The 18,407-nt window shown below is 70.8% G+C and carries 19 protein-coding genes; 12 read left to right on the top strand and 7 right to left on the bottom strand.

What is annotated here, in order from left to right; translation table 11 throughout:
* Positions 1-74: 74 nt before the first annotated feature.
* The 8 genes from ABTU92_RS10080 (at position 75) to ABTU92_RS10115 (ending at position 5,148) form a co-directional block, all read left to right on the top strand.
* Positions 75-605 carry a hypothetical protein gene (locus ABTU92_RS10080; RefSeq protein WP_408090150.1) on the top strand — a complete coding sequence of 177 codons (531 nt, stop codon included), beginning with the start codon at positions 75-77 and terminating at the stop codon, positions 603-605.
* Between the two features lie 12 nt (positions 606-617).
* Positions 618-1,058 carry an NUDIX hydrolase gene (locus ABTU92_RS10085; RefSeq protein WP_408090152.1) on the top strand — a complete coding sequence of 147 codons (441 nt, stop codon included), beginning with the start codon at positions 618-620 and terminating at the stop codon, positions 1,056-1,058.
* Between the two features lie 66 nt (positions 1,059-1,124).
* Positions 1,125-1,511, top strand: a complete 387-nt coding sequence (locus ABTU92_RS10090; protein ID WP_408090154.1) for a TIGR02301 family protein — start codon at positions 1,125-1,127, stop codon at positions 1,509-1,511.
* A 265-nt stretch (positions 1,512-1,776) separates the two neighbouring features.
* The gene (locus ABTU92_RS10095) at positions 1,777-2,037 is read left to right on the top strand and encodes a hypothetical protein (protein WP_408090156.1); all 261 of its coding nucleotides are present in this window, start codon (positions 1,777-1,779) and stop codon (positions 2,035-2,037) included.
* 154 nt (positions 2,038-2,191) lie between these two features.
* Positions 2,192-3,094 carry a YgfZ/GcvT domain-containing protein gene (locus ABTU92_RS10100; RefSeq protein WP_408090158.1) on the top strand — a complete coding sequence of 301 codons (903 nt, stop codon included), beginning with the start codon at positions 2,192-2,194 and terminating at the stop codon, positions 3,092-3,094.
* Between the two features lie 28 nt (positions 3,095-3,122).
* On the top strand, positions 3,123-3,791 hold the full coding sequence (locus ABTU92_RS10105; protein WP_408090160.1) for a DNA-3-methyladenine glycosylase I: 669 nt from the start codon (positions 3,123-3,125) through the stop codon (positions 3,789-3,791).
* Between the two features lie 2 nt (positions 3,792-3,793).
* Entirely contained in the window at positions 3,794-4,435 is a 642-nt protein-coding gene (locus tag ABTU92_RS10110) for a YfbR-like 5'-deoxynucleotidase (RefSeq protein WP_408090162.1), read from the top strand.
* Positions 4,436-4,641: 206 nt separating this feature from the next.
* Positions 4,642-5,148, top strand: coding sequence for a tyrosine phosphatase family protein (locus ABTU92_RS10115; protein ID WP_408090164.1), 507 nt, complete (start codon positions 4,642-4,644; stop codon positions 5,146-5,148).
* A 220-nt stretch (positions 5,149-5,368) separates the two neighbouring features.
* On the opposite strand, the gene ABTU92_RS10120 is transcribed toward ABTU92_RS10115, so the two are convergent.
* From ABTU92_RS10120 to ABTU92_RS10130, 3 genes are all read right to left on the bottom strand, one after another.
* Complete coding sequence (locus ABTU92_RS10120) at positions 5,369-5,908, bottom strand: hypothetical protein (RefSeq protein WP_408090166.1); 540 nt, start codon at positions 5,906-5,908, stop codon at positions 5,369-5,371.
* Between the two features lie 112 nt (positions 5,909-6,020).
* Positions 6,021-7,007: an MDR family oxidoreductase gene (locus tag ABTU92_RS10125; RefSeq protein ID WP_408090168.1), complete on the bottom strand. Its 987-nt coding sequence runs from the start codon at positions 7,005-7,007 to the stop codon at positions 6,021-6,023.
* A gap of 100 nt (positions 7,008-7,107) precedes the next feature.
* Positions 7,108-8,364, bottom strand: coding sequence for an MFS transporter (locus tag ABTU92_RS10130; protein ID WP_408090170.1), 1,257 nt, complete (start codon positions 8,362-8,364; stop codon positions 7,108-7,110).
* A 406-nt stretch (positions 8,365-8,770) separates the two neighbouring features.
* Between ABTU92_RS10130 and ABTU92_RS10135 the strand changes: the two genes are divergently transcribed.
* The 3 genes from ABTU92_RS10135 to ABTU92_RS10145 all read left to right on the top strand — a co-directional run bounded on the left by ABTU92_RS10135 (position 8,771) and on the right by ABTU92_RS10145 (position 12,244).
* On the top strand, positions 8,771-9,712 hold the full coding sequence (locus ABTU92_RS10135; RefSeq protein ID WP_408090172.1) for a LysR family transcriptional regulator: 942 nt from the start codon (positions 8,771-8,773) through the stop codon (positions 9,710-9,712).
* A 253-nt stretch (positions 9,713-9,965) separates the two neighbouring features.
* On the top strand, positions 9,966-10,811 hold the full coding sequence (gene ppk2, locus ABTU92_RS10140) for a polyphosphate kinase 2 (RefSeq protein ID WP_408090191.1): 846 nt from the start codon (positions 9,966-9,968) through the stop codon (positions 10,809-10,811).
* Between the two features lie 716 nt (positions 10,812-11,527).
* A complete protein-coding gene (locus ABTU92_RS10145; protein ID WP_408090193.1) occupies positions 11,528-12,244 on the top strand; it encodes a PhoH family protein in 717 nt (238 codons plus the stop codon).
* Positions 12,245-12,399: 155 nt separating this feature from the next.
* Here the strand turns inward: ABTU92_RS10145 and ABTU92_RS10150 are convergent, their stop codons facing one another.
* Together ABTU92_RS10150 and ABTU92_RS10155 are read right to left on the bottom strand one after the other, a co-directional pair.
* Positions 12,400-12,711 carry a DUF190 domain-containing protein gene (locus ABTU92_RS10150; RefSeq protein WP_408090174.1) on the bottom strand — a complete coding sequence of 104 codons (312 nt, stop codon included), beginning with the start codon at positions 12,709-12,711 and terminating at the stop codon, positions 12,400-12,402.
* Between the two features lie 29 nt (positions 12,712-12,740).
* Positions 12,741-13,721, bottom strand: coding sequence for a sodium-dependent bicarbonate transport family permease (locus ABTU92_RS10155; RefSeq protein WP_408090176.1), 981 nt, complete (start codon positions 13,719-13,721; stop codon positions 12,741-12,743).
* Between the two features lie 131 nt (positions 13,722-13,852).
* Here ABTU92_RS10155 and ABTU92_RS10160 point away from each other — a divergent pair, with 131 nt between their 5' ends.
* Entirely contained in the window at positions 13,853-14,710 is an 858-nt protein-coding gene (locus ABTU92_RS10160) for a LysR substrate-binding domain-containing protein (RefSeq protein ID WP_408090178.1), read from the top strand.
* 198 nt (positions 14,711-14,908) lie between these two features.
* Here the strand turns inward: ABTU92_RS10160 and ABTU92_RS10165 are convergent, their stop codons facing one another.
* Complete coding sequence (locus ABTU92_RS10165; protein WP_408090180.1) at positions 14,909-16,708, bottom strand: B12-binding domain-containing radical SAM protein; 1,800 nt, start codon at positions 16,706-16,708, stop codon at positions 14,909-14,911.
* A 232-nt stretch (positions 16,709-16,940) separates the two neighbouring features.
* A partial coding sequence (locus ABTU92_RS10170) for a cell wall hydrolase (RefSeq protein ID WP_408090182.1) occupies positions 16,941-18,407 on the bottom strand: 1,467 nt, incomplete at its 5' end.

Below are 18,407 nucleotides of genomic sequence, written 5' to 3' on the forward strand. Positions count from 1 at the left end.
GACGTGCAACCTTTAATGCGCCTTTAACCCGGCACCCCGACAGTTTTCAAAAAAGAGCGCACGCCTTCCGGTCCATGAGTGCACAACCCAAGCTATCCCTGGACGAGCTGCGCGCGCAGGCCCAGAACCCCGCGGTGCTGGCGAAGGCGAACATCAATCCGCTCACCCGCCTCGCGACCGATTATCTCAATCACTACAACGAAGTCATCATGCTGCTCGAGATGCTCGAGTCGTGTCCGGAGTTCGCCTCGGACATCCTCGGTTGGGAGCCGCGCGGCTACGACGCCTATTTCGAGCGGTCGCACTTCAAGGACAAGGACCTCGCCCGCGTCGCCTACGAGATCGCCGAGCCGAACTCGCGGCGCGAGCTCGAAGGCATGATCGACCACATGGACGCGATCCTGGCGGCGACGCTGGACGCGCTGCGCCAGAACCTGTCGCCCGTCGCGGTGGCCCGGCTCGGCACGGAATCGTCCGGCTGGCTCAAGCCGCTGGTCGCCCGCGCCGGCTCGGTGATCAACGGCGAGCACATCATGCCGGCCGCCATGTCGGACGAGACGGCGCGCCAGGACATGGTCGACGCCGTGTTCCAGCGCGGCGCCTGAGCGGGAGCGCCCGTGACCGACGACCGGCGCTACCCCACCCGCCCGTTCCTGGCCGTCAGCGCCGCGGTGTTCCGCGCCGGGCAGGTGCTGCTGGTGCGGCGCGCCCAGCCGCCCTCGGCGGGCCCCTGGACGCTGCCGGGCGGCGTCGTCGAGGCCGGCGAGACGCTTCACACGGCGGTGGTGCGTGAGTTGCGCGAGGAGACCGCGCTGGAGATCGCGCCGGTCGCCCTGGCCGGTCACCGCGAGGTGATCGTCCACGACGCCGAGGGGCGGACCGAGCGGCACTTCGTCGTTCTGTCCTTCGCGGCCCGCTGGATCGCCGGCGAGCCGGTGCTCGACGCCGAGCTCGCCGCCTTCGCCTGGCACGATCCGGCCGCGGTCGCGGGCCTGCAAACGACCGAGGGCCTCGCCGAGATCGTCGCGGCGGCGCAAGCGATTCTCCGGGCCGGGTAGGGGACGCGCCTTGCCGTCGACGCGATTGCGTCGCAGATAGGGGCGTCGAGCCCCGCGAACACCCCGATGAGCCGCACTTACTTCCGTTTCGTCCAGGTTCTCCTCGTCGCCCTGTCGCTCCTGCCGGCCGCGCCGGCCGTGGCCCAGCAGACGATTCCGTTCGATGGCGACCTGCGGCGCCTGTCGGAAATCCTCGGCGCCCTCCATTACCTGCGGGAGGTCTGCGGCGCCGCCGAGGGCCAGAAATGGCGCAACGAGATGCAGCAGCTCGTCGACGCCGAGGCGCCGACCGGCGCCCGCCGGGCCCAGATGATCGCCAGCTTCAACCGCGGCTACCGGCTCTACCAACAGAGCTACCGCACCTGCACGCCGGCCGCCGACACGGCGATTCGAAAGTACCTCCAGGAGGGCACCAAGATCGCCCGCGAGGTGACGGCCCGCTACGCCAACTGACGCGGCATCGCCGACCGCCGCCCGGCGTGCGACGTCGGGCGATCCGAATCGGCGCCCGCTCTCCCTCACTGGTTCGGTGAGAACGTTTTCCACCGCAGCCGTTCGAGTGCGGCGAAGGCGCCACCGAATGTCGCGCGACCCGCTGCGGCAGCGGCTCCCCTACCCGTTAACCTTTCGTAAAGGATCAGCTGGCCGGGCGCCGGCCATCTGGTAAGACATCCTTAAGAAACGTTGACGGCTGGGGCCGGGGACCGGGTGGTCGAGAATGTCGATGGGCATAGAAGAGGCTTCTGATCACTATTCGGATCAGGAGCAGAAGCGGGCGGCGCTCGGCCATATCAAGGAGGCCTGGGCGGAAGCCTGGGCGGACGGCATCGACGGCGACTGCCTGGCGCAGGCCTCGCTGTTCTGCGCCCTGACCGAGCTGGTCGCGACCTATGGGGAGGACGCGACGGCCCGTTTCGCCGAGGGGCTGCCGAAGCGCATCGCGTCGGGCGAGTTTTCCATCGTGCTGTCGCGCCAGTAAGGCGCCGCGCCAGTAAGGCGCCACGCCGAAAGGCGCCACGCCAGGAGGCGCCGTGCCGGCCGGGAGACACGGCCGGCCATCTGCCTGGATTCCGGCCTTGAGCCGCCGCGCCTGCCGCCCTACCTTTCGGATCGACCCTGGTCCGAACCGAATCATGCAGGCTGCGCCCCTTTCCGATCGCGGGATCATCCTCGTCTCCGGCGACGACGCCCGCCATTTCCTCAACGGCCTGGTGACCGCGAACGTCGCGACCATGTCGCCGGCGCAGTCGCGTTTTGCCGCGCTGCTCACCCCGCAAGGCAAGATCGTCGCCGACTTCATCGTCGCCGAGATCGCGGCCGCCGACGGCGGCGGGTTCCTGCTCGATGCGCCGGCCGCGCTGGTCGACGGGCTGCTCGCCAAGCTCAAGATGTACAAGCTGCGCGCCAAGGTGACGGTCGAGGACCGTTCGGCCGCGCTCGCCGTCGTGGCGCTGTGGGGCGACGGCATCGATTCGCGCGACACGGCGGCCGTCGACGGCCTCGTGCTGCGCGACCCGCGGCTGCCGGAGCTGGGCCTGCGCGCCATCGTGCCGGTCGGTATGGCGGCGGCGACGGCCGTCCGGCTCGGCGCGACGATGGTCGATGCGGCGGCTTACGAGGCGCATCGAATCGCGCTGGGGGTGCCGCGCGGCGGCGTCGACTTCGCCTATGGCGACGCCTTCCCGCACGAGACCGACATGGACCAGCTCGCCGGCGTCGACTTCAAGAAGGGCTGCTATGTCGGCCAGGAGGTGGTGTCGCGCATGCAGCATCGCGGCACCGCGCGCACCCGCGTGGTCCCGGTCACGGTCGAGGGCTTCGCGCCGCCGCCCGGCGCGCCCGTGACGGCCGGCGACATCGCAGTCGGCACCATGGGCTCGGGCGTCGAGGGCCGCGGGCTCGCGCTGCTGCGGCTCGACCGCGTCGGCGATGCGCTTGCCGCCGGCACGCCGATCGTCGCCGGCGGCATCGCGCTCGCCCCGGTGAAGCCCGCCTGGGCGAGCTTCGCGTGGCCGGGCGAGACGGTGCCGTCGTGACGAGCCACGTCGTGACAGGGCGTGTGTCGTGAGCGCGATCGTGCATGCCGATGGGCGCAAGCGCTGCACTTGGCCGGGCCAGGATCCGCTCTATCTCGCCTATCACGACACCGAATGGGGCGTGCCCGAATGGGACGATCGCGCCCTCTTCGAGAAGCTGGTGCTGGACGGCTTCCAGGCCGGGCTCTCCTGGATCACGATCCTGCGCAAGCGCGAGAATTTTCGCGCCGCCTTCGACGGCTTCGATCCGGAGAAGATCGCCCGCTACGATGCGGCCAAGCAGGCGGCGCTGATGCAGGACGCCGGCATCGTGCGCAACCGCGCCAAGATCGAAGGCGCGACGCTCTCGGCGCGCGCCTACATCGAGGCGATGGAGAAGGGGCCGGGCTTCGCGACGCTGCTGTGGGGCTTCGTCGACGGCGCCCCGATCGTCAACCGCTTCCGCACCAGCGCCGAGGTGCCGGCCGAGACGCCGATTTCTCGCGCGATGTCGAAGGAACTCTCCGCACGGGGCTTCAAGTTCTGCGGGCCGACCATCGTCTACGCCTTCATGCAGGCGGTCGGCATGGTCAACGACCATCTCGTGACCTGCCACCGTCACGCCGCGCTCGCCGGCGGCGCGCCGCGCTCGCCGAAAACCAAGGCCGTGAAGACCAAAGCCGTGAAGGCCGCGCCGGCGGCGCGGACAAAGATCTGATCATGCCGGCCAAGACCAAGCCCGCCCCGAAGCCGGTTCCGCCGACGGACGCCGAGGCGCCCCGCGCCTGGCAGCGCATGCTGTCGGGCCGGCGGCTCGACCTGCTCGATCCCTCGCCGCTCGACGTCGAGATCGAGGACATCGCCCACGGGCTCGCCCGGGTCGCGCGCTGGAACGGCCAGACCGCGGGCGACCACATCTTCTCGGTCGCCCAGCACACGCTCCTGGTGGAGGAGATCGCGCGCCGGCGCTGCGGCGCGGTCGATCGCCGGCTCGGCCTCGCGCTCCTGCTGCACGACGCCCCCGAATACGTGATCGGCGACATGATCTCGCCGTTCAAGGCCGTGATGGGCGGCGCCTACAAGACCGTCGAGCACCGGCTGCTCGCCGCCATCCATCTGCGCTTCGGCCTGCCGCCGACGCTGCCCGACGAGACCGTGAGGATCGTCAAGGACGCCGATCGCGGCGCGGCGTTCCTGGAGGCCACCCGCCTCGCCGGCTTCGCGGTGGCGGAGGCCAAAAAGTTCTTCGGCACGCCGCCGGACCTGCCGGTCCGGATCGAGCAGGATTTTCTGCACCCGTGGCCGGCCGGCGTGGCGGAGCGCCGGTTCCTCGAGCGGTTCTCGAAGATCGAGGTCGGGTAGGGTCGGTAGGGTCGTCGCGCTCCGCCTCGTCATGCCCGGCCTCGTGCCGGGCATCCACGTCTTCGATGCCGCGCGTCCGTACGGTCGTGGATGGCCGGGACGAGCCCGGCCATGACGGCTCAGGGGCTCGAACCGGGGACGACGCCTTGCACGAAGCCGCCACATCCCGGCGGTAGACCACCGCCGAAGAACGAGGTCCGAGACCCATGATCCATGTCTGCTCGCTCGACCGGCTCGCCGCGACCGTGGAGGCGACCGGCGCCCGCCATGTCGTCACCCTGATCGACATCGGCACGCCGGTGACGCGCCCGGCCGGCATCCGGGTCGAGCACCACCTGCATCTCGAGATCCACGACATCTGCCTGCCGCTCGACGGCTGCATCCATCCGCAGGAGCATCACGTCGAGAAGCTGATCGGCTTCGTGCGGGCCTGGGATCAGGAGACGCCGCTGGTCGTCCACTGCTACGCCGGCATCAGCCGGTCGACCGCGGCGGCCTTCACGGCGGCCTGCACGATCCATCCCGACCGCGACGAGCGCGCCATCGCGCAGGCGCTGCGCACCGCGTCGGCGACGGCGTGCCCGAACAAGCTGATCGTCTCGCTCGCCGACCGGCTGCTCGGCCGCGACGGCCGAATGATCGCCGCCGTCGACGCGATCGCGCCGCACGCGCCGTGCCTCTCGGCGCAGCCCTTCTGCCTGACGCTGGCGTGAGTGAGTGTGCGATGAGCGGCCGTATCGTTCGGGGTGCCCCGGACAAGGCGCGTCGGGCCACAGGCCCGATGCGCCGCAGAGCCGGGGTCCAGGGGCGGTATGGCATCCGCCTCGCCTGATCGCCCTGGGTCCCGGTTCGCGGCGCGTTGCGCCGCGCCCGGGACACGAGCGGCGGGTCCTGGACGATGTCGTCGCAACCCCGTCGGGACGTCGGGAAAAATCAGTTCGCCGCCTTCATCACGGCCGACTGGACGGGCGGCGGGTTCGTCGTGCCGCTGATCGTGGTCGGGCGCAAGTTGAGCGGGCGCGGCCGCAGCGGGCGCACCGCGCCGGTCGTCTCCGGGACCGTGCCGCCCGAGCCGGTGAGGCGGGTGCGCGGGTTCTGCCGGACGAAGTCGCAATAGGCGAAGCCGAGACCCGAGATCGAGCCGCGGAAGCTCTGGGCACTGGTCTGGTCGACCTCGAAGCAGGGCTGGAACATCAGCCCCTTCACCGAGGCGCAGATCGACGACGACGAGACCTTGATGGTGCCGGCCGGCAGCGCGACGAAGCGCGGCTCGCGGCCCCTGATCTGCAGGGTGCCGACCACCGAGCCGTCCGGATGGATGCGGCCCATGCCGCGGGTGCCCTCGAAGCACGTGTAGGCGAACAGCTTGCCGGCGACGAAGCGGCGGGCTTCGTCGGGCTTGAGCGTGCCGGCCGCGACCGGGGTCTGGCCGGCTACGAGAAACGCGGCCGGCAGGACGAGAAGGTGGCGCAAGCGCATGTCGGACCCCGTACGGCAGTGACCTGGAACAACGTCGTTACGCGGGCTTAGGGTTAATGCCCGGTCGCGATGATGGCGCCAGTTCGTCGATAAAGTCTGAACGCGTTTACCCGATCTTGACCACGATTCGGCCCCGCACCCGACCTTCGACGATGCGCCGGCCGGCGTCGAGAACGCCCTCCAGACCGATTTCTTCGGTCATTTGGGCCAATTTGCGCCGATCGAGATCGGTGTCCAGGCGCCGCCACGCTTCTCGCCGCAGGTGTTGCGGACACATCACAGAATCGACCCCCAGGAGCGACACCCCGCGCAGGATGAACGGGGCGACGCTGGTCGGCAGGTCCATGCCGCCGGCCAGTCCGCATGCCGCGACGGCACCATGGTAACGGGTCATCGACAGCACGTTGGCGAGCGTGGTCGAGCCGACCGAATCGACGCCCGCGGCCCAGCGCTCCTTGGCGAGCGGCTTCGCCGGCCCGGAGAGGTCCTGGCGGGCGACGATCTCGGCGGCGCCGAGCTCCTTCAGGTAGTCGGCCTCCTCGGGCCGGCCCGTGGAGGCGATCACCTGCCAGCCGAGCTTCGCCAGGATCGCCACCGCGACAGAGCCGACGCCGCCGGCCGCGCCGGTGACGACCACGGGACCGCGGTCCGGGGTCAGGCCGTGGCGCTCCAGTGCCAGCACGGCGAGCATCGCCGTGTAGCCGGCCGTGCCGATCGCCATGGCGTCGCGCGGTTCGATGCCGGCCGGCAGCGGCACCAGCCAGTCGCCCTTCACGCGCGCCTTCTCGCCATAGAAGCCGAGATGCGTCTCGCCGCAGCCCCAGCCGTTCACGACCACGCGGTCGCCCGGCGTCCAGTCGGGGTGCTCGGAGGTCTCCACCGTGCCGACCGCGTCGATGCCGGCGATCATCGGGAAGCGCCGCACCACCGGCGCCTTGCCGGTGACGGCCAGCCCGTCCTTGTAGTTGACGGTCGACCACTCGACCCGGAGGGTGACGTCGCCCTCCATCAGCTCGCTGTCGTCGAAATCGGACAGGCCGACGGTCTGCCCCGCCTCGCCCTTGCGGATGACGATCGCCTTGAAGCTCGACACCTGACGCCCCCGGTTTTTCAGCGCGGCCGGCCGGCGGCCGCGGCTCGGGGACAGTAAGCGGGCGACACCGGGCCGGACAAGGGCCGGCCGGGCGATCCGGTCATGCCCGCGCGGCGGCGAGGCGGGCGACCGGCTTCTCGACGATCGGCAGGTTGATGACCGCGGAGAGCACGCCGAACAGGATCGCCAGCCACCACACGAGGTCGTAGGAGCCGGTGCGCTCGAACGCGATGCCGCCGATCAGGACGCCGAGGAAGCCGCCGACCTGGTGGCTGAAGAACACGAAGCCGGACAGCATCGCGAACCAGCGGGTGCCGAACATCAGGAGAACCAGCCCCGAGGTCGGCGGCACGGTGGAGAGCCACAGGAGGCCCATCACGGCGCCGAACACGAGCGTCGCCGCCGGGCTCGCGGGAAGCGAGATGAAGATCGCGATCGCCACGGCCCGGCTGAAATAGTTGGCCGCGAGCAGGTAGCGCTTCGGCCAGCGGTTGCCGAGCCAGCCCGAGGCGAGCGAGCCGACGATGTTGAACAGGCCGATGATGGCGAGCGTCCAGCCGCCGACCGCCGCCGACAGGCCGCGGTCGACCAGATAGGCCGGCATGTGCACGGTGATGAAGGCGAGCTGGAACCCGCAGGTGAAGAAACCGAGCACCAGGAGCACGTAGGAGCGGTGGCCGAGCGCCTCGACGAGCGCCTGGCGCAGCGATTGCGGCTCCGCCGCGCCGGCGGCCGCGGGCTGCGTCGCGGCCGGCGGCGTCGCCAGCGCGAGCGACAGCGGCAGGATCATCAGCATGGCGGCGCCGAAGATGATCAGCGTCGTCTGCCAGCCGACCGCCTGGTTCAGGCCGACGGCGAGCGGCGAGAACAGGAACTGGCCGAACGAGCCGGCCGCCGTGCCGGCGCCGAACGACAGCGAGCGCCATTCGACCGGCAACAGCTTGCCGAAGGCGGCGATGACGAGGTTGAACGACGAGCCGGCGAGCCCGAAGCCGATCATCACGCCGGCCGTCAGGTCGAGCGCCAGCGGCGTGCTCGAATACGCCATCAAGGCGAGGCCGCCGGCATAGAGGAGGGCGCCGATCGCCATCACCCGGATGGTGCCGAAGCGGTCGGCGAGTGCGCCTGCAAAGGGCTGGCCGATGCCCCACAGCAGGTTCTGGATGGCGAGCGCCAGGCCGAACACGTCGCGCCCCCAGCCGTTCTCCTGCGACATCGGCGTGAGGAAGAAGCCGAGCGCCGAGCGCGGCCCGAAGGCGAGGAGGCCGACACCGCAGCCGGCGATCACGATGATCAGCGGCGTGCGCCAGCCGACCGGCTTGCGGCCCGGAGCGACGGCAGGGGCGGGTGCGGACATCGGGGGCTCCTCGGAGACGACAACGCGCCGGTTGTGGCCACCGGCGCGATTGCACCCTCATAGCAGGTCCGATATCATGATGAAAATGAAACATCTTGATGATGAACATGATCAATCGGAATGATGTCGCGGTTGGTTCTCTACGCGGCCGGTTGGTCGGCATGAGCCGAGCGCACGGTGCCCGGGGCTACCCCCCTCCCCAGCCCTCCCCCACAAGGGGGGAGGGAGCCGGCTGCGGCACCGTCGCGGGCGTTTCGGCGGGCTGCGGCGCTACAGCCATTCAGATCGCTCAAACGGGCAGCGCATCGCCTCAAGCGCTCCCTCCCCCCTTGTGGGGGAGGGGCGGGGAGGGGGGTGAGCCGCGCGCGCCGCGCTTCCGGTTCATGGCGCGACCGGACATTCCGCGATGAACCTCGACGACATCCGGGCCTTCGTGGCCGTGGTCGACACCGGGTCGGTCGGCAAGGCGGCGCTGTGCCTCAACCTCACCCAGCCGGCGATCTCGCGGCGGGTGCAGCGGCTGGAGGAGACGCTCGGCGTCACGCTGCTCGACCGCGACTCCAAGCCCGCCCGCGCCACTCGGGCCGGCGAGTCGGCCTATCGGCGCTGCGTCGCGGTGCTGCGCGCCGCCGAGGCGCTCGCCCGCGACAGCCGCTCGACCATCGCGGCCGGGCCGCTGCGGGTCGGGCTCACGCTCGCGCTCTCCGAGGCCGTGCTGGCGCCCGCCATCGAGGCGGTGCGGGCGCTGTGCCCGGGCGTGTCGCTGCGCCTCGTCGCCGACCGGTCCTCCGTGCTGCGCCGGCAGATCGCCGACGGCCAGCTCGACGCCGCTGTCGTCGCCGAGAAGCCCGAGCGGCCGCTCGATCCCGGCCACGCGACGCCGCTCGGCACCGAGCGGGTGCTGGTGGTGGTGCCGGCCGGCAGCCCGTTGCCGGAGCGCGTGAAGGTCGCCGATCTCGCCGGCCAGCACTGGGTGATCAACCCGGACGGCTGCGGCTTCCGGGCCCAGCTCGATCGCGCCCTCGCCGACCGCGGCGCGCCCGTCGAGGTCGTCGCCGAGACCTGGGGGGCCGGCCTGCAGCTCGCCCTGATCGCGCGGGGCATCGGCATCGGCCTGATCCCGGAGCGGCTGCTCGCCGAGTCGCCCTGGCGCGAACAGGTGCGGGCCGTGACGGTCGACGACTTCGCCCCGGCGCTCACCGCCTGGATGGTGACGGCCGGCCCGCTCGGCCCGTTCGACGCCGCCATCGAGGCGATCGCCGCCACGGTGCGGGGATTTCTGGAGGAGGAGCCGCGCGAGCCGGAGCGGTCGCGCCGGACCGCGAGGGCGCCCGTGAGCCACGATTGAATCCCGAAATCGTCTCGTCGTAGGATTCCGCTAGGCTGGCGTCACGACGCCGGATTCGGGGAGGGACGCGATGAGCAAGCGGGGTGCCCGACGCAAGCCTGTGCCCGCAGCGAAGCCCGCTCGCCCGGCGAGGGCTGCGGCGACCAAGCGCGAGGCGACCAAGCGCGCGGTGACGAAACAATCGCGAAAGCCCGGCGCCCCGGCCGCTCCGAAGCGCAACGGCCACGCCGCCTCGCCGCTGCAGGGCGAGGTGATGCGCAACGCCCTGGAGAAGGCGGCGATCGAGACGCTGTGGCCGAAGGTGGCGCGCAACGGCGCCCGCAAGCCGCCGAGGAACTACAAGTACGTCGAGGAGCTGGCGCGCCTCCAGTACGAGCTGATCAAGCTGCAGGAGTGGGTGCGCACCCGCGGCCTGCGCGTCGCCGTGCTGTTCGAGGGCCGCGACGCCGCCGGCAAGGGCGGCGTGATCAAGCGCATCATGGAGCCGCTCAACCCGCGCATCTGCCGGGTCGTCGCGCTCGGCACGCCGACCGAGCGCGAGCGCGGCCAGTGGTACTTCCAGCGTTACGTGGCCGAGCTGCCGGCCGCCGGCGAGATCGTGCTGTTCGATCGCTCCTGGTACAACCGCGCCGGGGTCGAGCGGGTGATGGGCTTCTGCAGCGAGCGCGAGTATCGCGAGTTCCTTCACGCCTGCCCGGCGTTCGAGGACATGCTGATCCGCTCCGGCCTGATCCTGATCAAGTACTGGTTCTCGGTCAGCGACGAGGAGCAGGAGAAGCGCTTCGTCGAGCGCGCCCGCAACCCGTTCAAGCGCTGGAAGCTGTCGCCCATGGATCTCGAGTCGCGCGCCCGCTGGGTCGACTACTCGAAGGCCAAGGACGAGATGTTCGCCCACACCGACACCAAGAAGAGCCCGTGGAACGTGGTCGACGCCGACAACAAGAAGCAGGCGCGGCTCAACTGCATCGCCCATTTCCTGAAGCAGATCCCCTACGGCCACGTGCAGCCGGCCGTGGTCGAGCTGCCGCCGCGCCAGGCCGACGACGGCTACAAGCGACCGAAGAAGTCGAGCCAGCGCTTCGTGCCGGCGGTGTACTGAGGCTCGTCCTGCCGCGCGATCGTCATGCGCGCCGATCCGAGTGCTGACGAAGCACCGAAGCGTCTCCTTCGCCGTGCTCCGCGGAGACGGAGCACCCAGTGCGCCGCGGCCATTCGACCGAACGAAGTCGAGTCAGCGGATACTGGGTCCTCCGCCTGCGCGAAGGACGACGGTCGAGAGGCTGTAAGCCCACGCTCGACTTGGCGTCAGAAGGTGCGGGCCGGGCGACGACGGCTGGGTGCATTCAGACTTCCGTAAGCATTGTGGCGGACCTGAGCCTGCGGCTCGCGTCTGCCTGCGTCGTGATCACGACCTGCCGCATTTTGCTCCGTGAAACCGTCATACGAATCACGTAGCTTTGATCGCATGGCAGCTCGTGGATGGTTCGATCGATGAGCAAGAGGACGACGCCGACACGCCCGGATCGTCGTCGCGCCGCCTCCGTCGACATCGCCGCTGCCGATCCCCTCTCCCCCGAATCCGCGTCTGCCGACATTGCCGGCACGCGGCCCCTCTCGGCCGTCGCCGCTCCGGGCGGCGACCCGCACGCCTTCGACTCTTTTTTCTTCGACCTCCCGTCCTCACCAGAACCTGTCGCGAGACGCGGCGCGAAGGCGCCGGCGTCGTCCCGTCGATTCGGCGAAAGGAGTCAGTCCTTGGGCAAGCAGTCCAGCAAGAAGAAGCGTCGCGGCGAGCGGTCGGTCGACACGGCCGAGATCATCGCCTTCTCGGGCGCCAAATTCGCCGGGGACAAGTTCTCCGCCGACAAGTTCTCGGCCGCCCGGGCGCTCCCGCCGATCGAGCCGCTCACGGCGGCGCAGGCTGCGTATCTGGCGGCGCTGCGGTCGAGCCCGCAGGTGATCGTCGTCGGCCCCGCCGGTACCGGCAAGACCTGGATCGCCGCGACTTATGCGGCGGATCTGTACCGCACGCGGAAAATCGCGCGCATCGTGCTGTCGCGGCCGAACGTGCCGTGCGGCCGTTCGCTCGGCTTCTTCCCCGGCTCGCTCAACGAGAAGTTCGCGCCCTGGGCCGCGCCCGTGATCGAGGCCATCAAGGAGCGCATCGGCAAAGCGGCGTTCGACATCGCGCTCAAGAACGGCGACATCGAGATGGTGCCGTTCGAGGTGATGCGGGGTCGCTCCTGGAAGGACGCCTTCGTGCTGCTCGACGAGGCGCAGAACACCACGCCGGCCGAGATGAAGACGTTCCTCACGCGGGTCGGCGAGAACTGCCTCACCGTGGTCGACGGCGACGTCAGCCAGTGCGACCTGCCGGCCGAATCCGGCCTCGGGACGGCGATCGATCTGATCAGGACGCGCGACCTGCCCGTGCCGGTGATCGAGTTCCGCCGCGAGGACATCGTCCGCTCCGGCCTCTGCGCCATGTGGGTCGAGGCCTTCGAGACGCTGGAGGCGCAGCCGCGGACGTGACGGCGATGATTGCTCCGTCGTCCCGGGGCGGCGCGTGAGCGCCGAGCCCGGGACCCATAACCCCTGTCTGTCGTGAGCCACCTGCACCGGGCGTATAGATCCCGGGCTCGCGAACCTGCGGTTCGCGCCCCGGGATGACGGGTTCTGAGGGCGGCTCAGAACCGCTCGGGCCGCACCACGGCGACGTCGGACACGGCGACGAAGCCGATCTGGTGCGACACCAGGGCGAAGACGCCGGACAGCACCGCGTCGAGCCGGCTCTCGTCGACGATCGTGATCAGCATCACCATCTGGGTCGCCGAGCCGACCTGGCCCTCGGCCGTCCAGTCGCCGTGGCCGCCGTGCCCGGACAGAACCGGCACCACCGACCAGCCGCCGACGCCGGTCTCCTCCAGCCGTGTCATGATCCGCCGCAGCAGCGGCGCCTCGACGACGATCTCGATGCGCTTCTTCGGAAAGGTCTGCATGGCGAGGCCTCCGGGGCGGGTTGGTGCCGTCACGCCGCGATGCGGCCGGCGAGCGCGATGTAGAGCGGGATGCCCACGAGCAGGTTGAACGGGAACGTGATGCCGAGCGAGAGCGTCAGCGCCACGGCCGGATTGGCCTGCGGCAGGGCGAGCCGCATCGCCGCCGGCACGGCGATGTAGGAGGCCGAGGCCGCGAGCGTGATCAGCACCGCGGTGCTGCCGAGCGACAGGCCGATCGCATAGGCGAGCGCGCCGGCGACCGTGCCGCCGATCAGCGGCATGACGATGGCGAAGGCGCCGACCGGGAGCGAAAGGTGCCGCCGCCCTTGCGCGAGGCCGCGCCCGGCGACCAGCCCCATGTCGAGCAGGAACAGGCACAGCGCGCCCGGGAAGGCGTCGACCAGGAACGGCTTGAGGAGCGTGGCCCCGCGCTCGCCCGTCGCCGCGCCGATCGCGAAGGCGCCGATCAGGATGACGATGGAGCCGTTGAACGCCACCTCGCGCAGCAGCGCCGCGCGGCTCTCGCCGGCAGTCCCGTCGGTGTCCTTGGTCCGGCCGCGGACGATCAGCAGCGCCGCGACGATCGCCGGCGTCTCCATGGCGGCCGCGACCGCGACCATCCAGCCGTCCCAGGCGATGCCGAGCTGGCCCAGCATGCCGGTGACGGCGACGAAGGTGACGGCCGAGATCGAGCCGTAATGGGCGGCCACGGAAGCCGCGTTCACCGGGTCGAGCCGCGAGGCGACGCGCAGGATCAGATAGGCTAGGAACGGTGTCGCGAAGGAGAGCGCGATCCCGGCCGCGATGGTCGCCAGCATGGTCGCGTCGATGCCCTGATGCGCCACCTCGACGCCGCCGCGAAAGCCGATCGACATCAGGAGATAGAGGGCGAGCAGCTTCGCCACCTGATCGGGCACCGAGAGGTCTGAACGCGCCAGCGCCGCCGCGAGGCCGAGCACGAAGAACAGCACCATGGGCGAGAGAAGGTTCTGCAGCGCCAGCTCGAGCATGGTCGGTCGGTCCTGAAAATGGCCCGCGGCGTGATGCGGCAGGCGAGCGGGGCGCGACCCTAGACGCGGTTGCAGCATGGCAGAAATTGATTATAGAAAGTTCTATCATTGCAGAAATTGATGGTGTCGCCGTGCCCCGCTCGCTGCTCAATCTCGATCTCGACCTGGTTCGCACCTTCGTCGCCATCGCGTCGCTCGGCAATTTCACCCGCGCCGCCGAGAGCCTGCGGCGGCAGCAGTCGACCGTGTCGCTGCAGCTCCAGCGGCTCGAGGACGCGATCGGCCGCCGGCTGCTGGAGCGCAATCCGCGCAGCGTGCGGCTCACGCCGGACGGCGAGGTGTTTCTCGTGCATGCGCGCCGCCTGCTCGACGTCAACGACGAGCTGGTCGCGCGCGTCACCGAGCCGGCCCTGCACGGGGTCGTGCGGCTCGGCACGCCGGAGGACTTCGCCTCCCGCCATCTGCCCGAGGTGCTGTCGCGCTTCGCCCGCGCCTATCCGGCCGTGGCCCTGGAGGTGACCTGCGATCTCACGCTGCATCTGATCGATCGGTTCCGGCGCGGCGGCTTCGATCTCGCGCTGATCAAGCGGGAGCGGGTCGGCGAGGCCGCCGGCATCCGGGTCTGGCGCGAGCCCTTGGTGTGGGTCGCGGGCGAGCCGGCGCCGCAGGAGCGCGACGCGCCCCTGCCGCTCGTGGTCTCGCCGAGTCCCTGCGTCTACCGCAAGCGCGCCACCGAGGCGCTCGACAAGGCGCGCCGACCGTGGCGCGTCGCCTACACGTGCGGCTCGCTCGCCGGCTCGCTCGCCGCCGTACGGGCCGGCCTCGGCGTCACGGTGCTGCCCAAGGACATGGTGCCGCACGATCTGCACGTGATCGACGGCGGTCCGCTGCCCAACCTGAAGGACACCGAGATCGCGCTTCTCCAGCGCGAGCGCCTGTCGTTGCCGGCGCAGCGGCTGAAGGAGCATATCGTGCGGTCGCTGGGGTAGGGGAGCCGCAGCCTCGTGTCCCGGGCGCGGCGCGACGCGCCGCGAACCGGGACCCAGGGGCGACATATGAGATTGTCAGGTTGCTCTTGCCGTGCGGCCCTGGACCCCGGCTCTGCGGCGCATCGGGCCCGCGGCCCGATGCGCCTTGTCCGGGGCACGGCGGCGAAAGCGCGTGCGCCGCGTTTCACTCCGCGCGTCTCACTCCGCCGCGACGATGTGCTGCTGCGGCTGCGCCGTCGGATGTGTCAGCGCGTCGACCTTGCGCACATGGGCGACCGAGCGGCGCGCGTCCTCGCTGTGCGTGAACATGTCGAGCGTCTCGGTCTCCTCGTCGGTGACCGGGGTGAGCGCGAGGTCCGTGTAGGGGTGCCGCGCCTGCTCGCGTCGCGCCTTGCGGCGCAGGAGATCGAGGGTGATCCAGTGCTTCGCCATCAGCACGTGCTTGGCGACGATCTCGAACAGATACTTGGGCCAGAACGACCACACCGGCTCGATCGGCAGGCCGGGGCGGCGGTCGCGGCGGTGCTTCAGGCGGAAGCCGCCGACCTGGAGCGGATGCACCTTCTCGATCCGAAGCGCCGCCGAGAACACGAACATGACGGCGAGCAACCGCGACAGGCCCATGCCGGTCGCGGCGGCGCGGCGGAAAATCGTCAGCGCGTGCGCCGGCGTATAGTAGGTCTCCCAGGCCTCGCGATAGATCGCCTCCCATTCGGCCTTGCTCATCCTCGGATGCGCCGTCACGGCGTGCTCGAGGTCGTACTTGTTCATGTCGGGGTCCATGGCGACCCCCTTCAGCCACAGCGCCCTGTGGTCCTCCGAGCCGGGCAGCGGGGTGAGGAAGAAGAACTCCAGGATGTCGAGCGGCAGCTCGCGCTTGATGATCTCGATGTCGGCCCGGATCGATTCCGGCGTGTCGCCCGGGAAGCCGAGAATGTAGCCCGCATAGGTCAGCACGCCGGCCGTCTTCCAGGCGAGCAGCATGGTGCGGTACTCGGTGATCTTGTTCTGCCGCTTGTTGGCGGCCATCAGGTTCGCCGGGTTGATGTTCTCGAGCCCGATGAACACCCGCGTCACGCCGGCGCGGCGCGCCTTCTCGACGAAGCTCGGGATGCGGTGACAGAGCGTGTCGACCTGGATGATCAGGCGGATGTCGATCCGCTCCTCCTCCCGGATCTTGATGATCCGGTCGAAGATTGCTTCCCAGTCCTTGTTGCGGGCGAAGTTGTCGTCGGTGATGAAGAAGCGCTTGATGCCGTGCGCCCAGTGGCGGCGGATCAGCGCCTCGACGTCGTCCGGCGTGCGGCGGCGCGATTTCCGGCCCTGCACGTTGATGATGGTGCAGAACGAGCACTGGAACGGGCAGCCGCGCCCGGCGTCGAAGCTCGCATGATGGTCGAACACGCGCCCGACGGTCTCGCGCGGCAGGAAGGGGACCGGCGCATTCTCGAGGCCCGGCAGGTCGTGCATGTAGTCGTAGATCGGTTCCAGCCGGTCGGCGGCGGCGTCGGCGAGCACCCGGTCCATGCGGCCCTCGGCCTCGCCGGCGAACAGGCTGATGCCGAGGTCGAGCGCCTCCTGCAGGTCGGGCGGCCGCTCGGGCAGCATCGCGATCTGCCCGGAGACGTGGAAGCCGCCGATCATCACGTTCACGCCGGCCGCGCGCAGCGGCCGTGCGATGTCCATGGCGCGTGGGAACTGGTTCGACTGCACGCCGACCAGCCCGACCAGGCCGAAGCCGCCGTGCCGCCCCATCCGCGCGACGATCGCGTCGACCTTGATGCGGGAGTTGGTCTCGTCGATCGCCGTGATGTCGAAGGCGACGTCCGGCCCGAGCACCTGCCGGTCGGCGGCGTCGGCGGCCAGCGCGTGGACGCAGGCGAGCGAGTTCGCCGGAATCGACGAGCGCAGCCACTGGATGACGTAGCCGTCGTCGTCGTAATGCGACGGCTTGATCAGCACGAGCTGGAATCGGCGTGTCGCGACGCTCGCAGCCATGGCTGTCCCCTCTCCAGGAGCGATCGTGCATCCGCGGAGCTACTTAAGCCGGTTCCGGGAGGAGAGCGCAAGGCGCAACTGGGAGTAATGCTTCCTTACCAAAATGCGAGGATATGGCCGCGCCGGCAGGTCGCACGGAGCACTGCCGCCGGGCGGCGCGCGACGTCAGGCGCGGAACGACGGAGGAGGGGCAGGCGCAGGGGTCGCCGATGCGCGGTCGGGGGTTTCCGCGTCAGAGCCGGTCGGAGATCTTCTCGGCCGGCGGCGGCAGCGAGGCGTCGCCCCAGGCCGGGCGGTCGGCGCCGTCGCCCCACTTGCGCGGGCGATAGAAGGTGTGAACGCCGATCTTGTCGAGCTTGTGCATGGTGCGCACCCACCACGGACGCACCCAGTAGGCGTGATAGTGGGTCGCCTTGCCGACGTCGGGCAGCCAATGCTTGCCGTCGAGCGTCTCGGCGGCGACGCGCTCGGCCCGCTCCCAGGCGTCCGGCTCGGTGATCTTGTCCTTGATGCCGTCGCACGCGAAGGTGAACTGGCACGACAGATGGCGGTGGGCGTTCTGGTAGACGACGCCGCAGACGTCGGCCGGATAATAGCCGGAGAAGACGCGGTTCATCACCACCTGGGCGACCGCGATCTGGCCGCGCAGCGGCTCGCCGCGCGATTCGAAGTAGACGGCGTCGGCGAGGCACCGCTCGGCCTTGGCGCGCTCGCTGCCGTAGAGGCCGAGGCGTTCGGCCGGGCTGCGCAGCGCATGGCCGCCGCCGATCACCACCTCGCCCTTGCGGACGATCGTCTCGCCGCCGTCCGGGTCGATGGCGGCGCTCAGCGTTTCGGGGCTCGGCGTGATCTCGTCGAGGGCGGCGAGCTCGGCGTCCGGGCTCGGGGCGAGCGACACGCGGTCGGGCGACCACGGCTGCAGCGCGCCGGTCGTGTCGGCGAGCGGCGTCGCGCCGAAATAGACGGTCGCCGCCATGGTGGTCGGTGACAGCGCCTCGCCCAAGGTCGGCACCGCGGTGTCGGGATGCGAGGGCTCGTCGTCGGCCGGCGCGGCAGGCAGGGCGGGCGTGATCGGCGGGCTCGTCAGCGCGGCCTGCGCGGCCGCCGGGGCGGGCGCGACGGCGGCCGGGGCGGGCGGACCGGCCAGCTCGGCCTTGGGCGTGACGCTGCGCGGCACCACGATCTCGCTGCCGGCGCTCGCCAGCATGAAGCTCTGCTGTGGGGCGGGCTCGGCCGCCGGCTCCGCGACCGCCTCGGGTGCCGGCTGCGGGGCGTCGGGTCGGACCGCCGGCGACACCGGAGGCGCGGCGACGGGGGCGACCGCAGCGACCGTCACGGTCGTCGCGGCGGCCGGCGCGGCGACGGCGACCTCGACCTTCGGGGTGCGGCGTGCCCGCGCGGTGCGGGTCGAAGGCTCCGGCGTGCCGCCGAGCCAGGCCATCGAGGAGGCGCTGAACGCCTCGGGGCCCAGCACCGTCTCGGCACCGACGATCGCGGCGGGTGCGGCCGGCGCGGGGGCCGTCGCGGTCGGAATCGGCGCGGATGATTCGGGCGTGGCCTCGGCCGGCGCGGCGACGATCGGGTCGACGGTCGTGCGGGCCGCCGGCGCGGGCTTGTCGGACGGGCCGGTCGCGTCGGGCAGGACGGCGACCACGGCCGGCGGCTCCGGCGCGACGAGGGGCGCGGCGGCGCGCGTCGG

This window comes from Rhodoplanes sp. SY1 (assembly GCF_046000175.1).
GTDB lineage: Bacteria > Pseudomonadota > Alphaproteobacteria > Rhizobiales > Xanthobacteraceae > Rhodoplanes.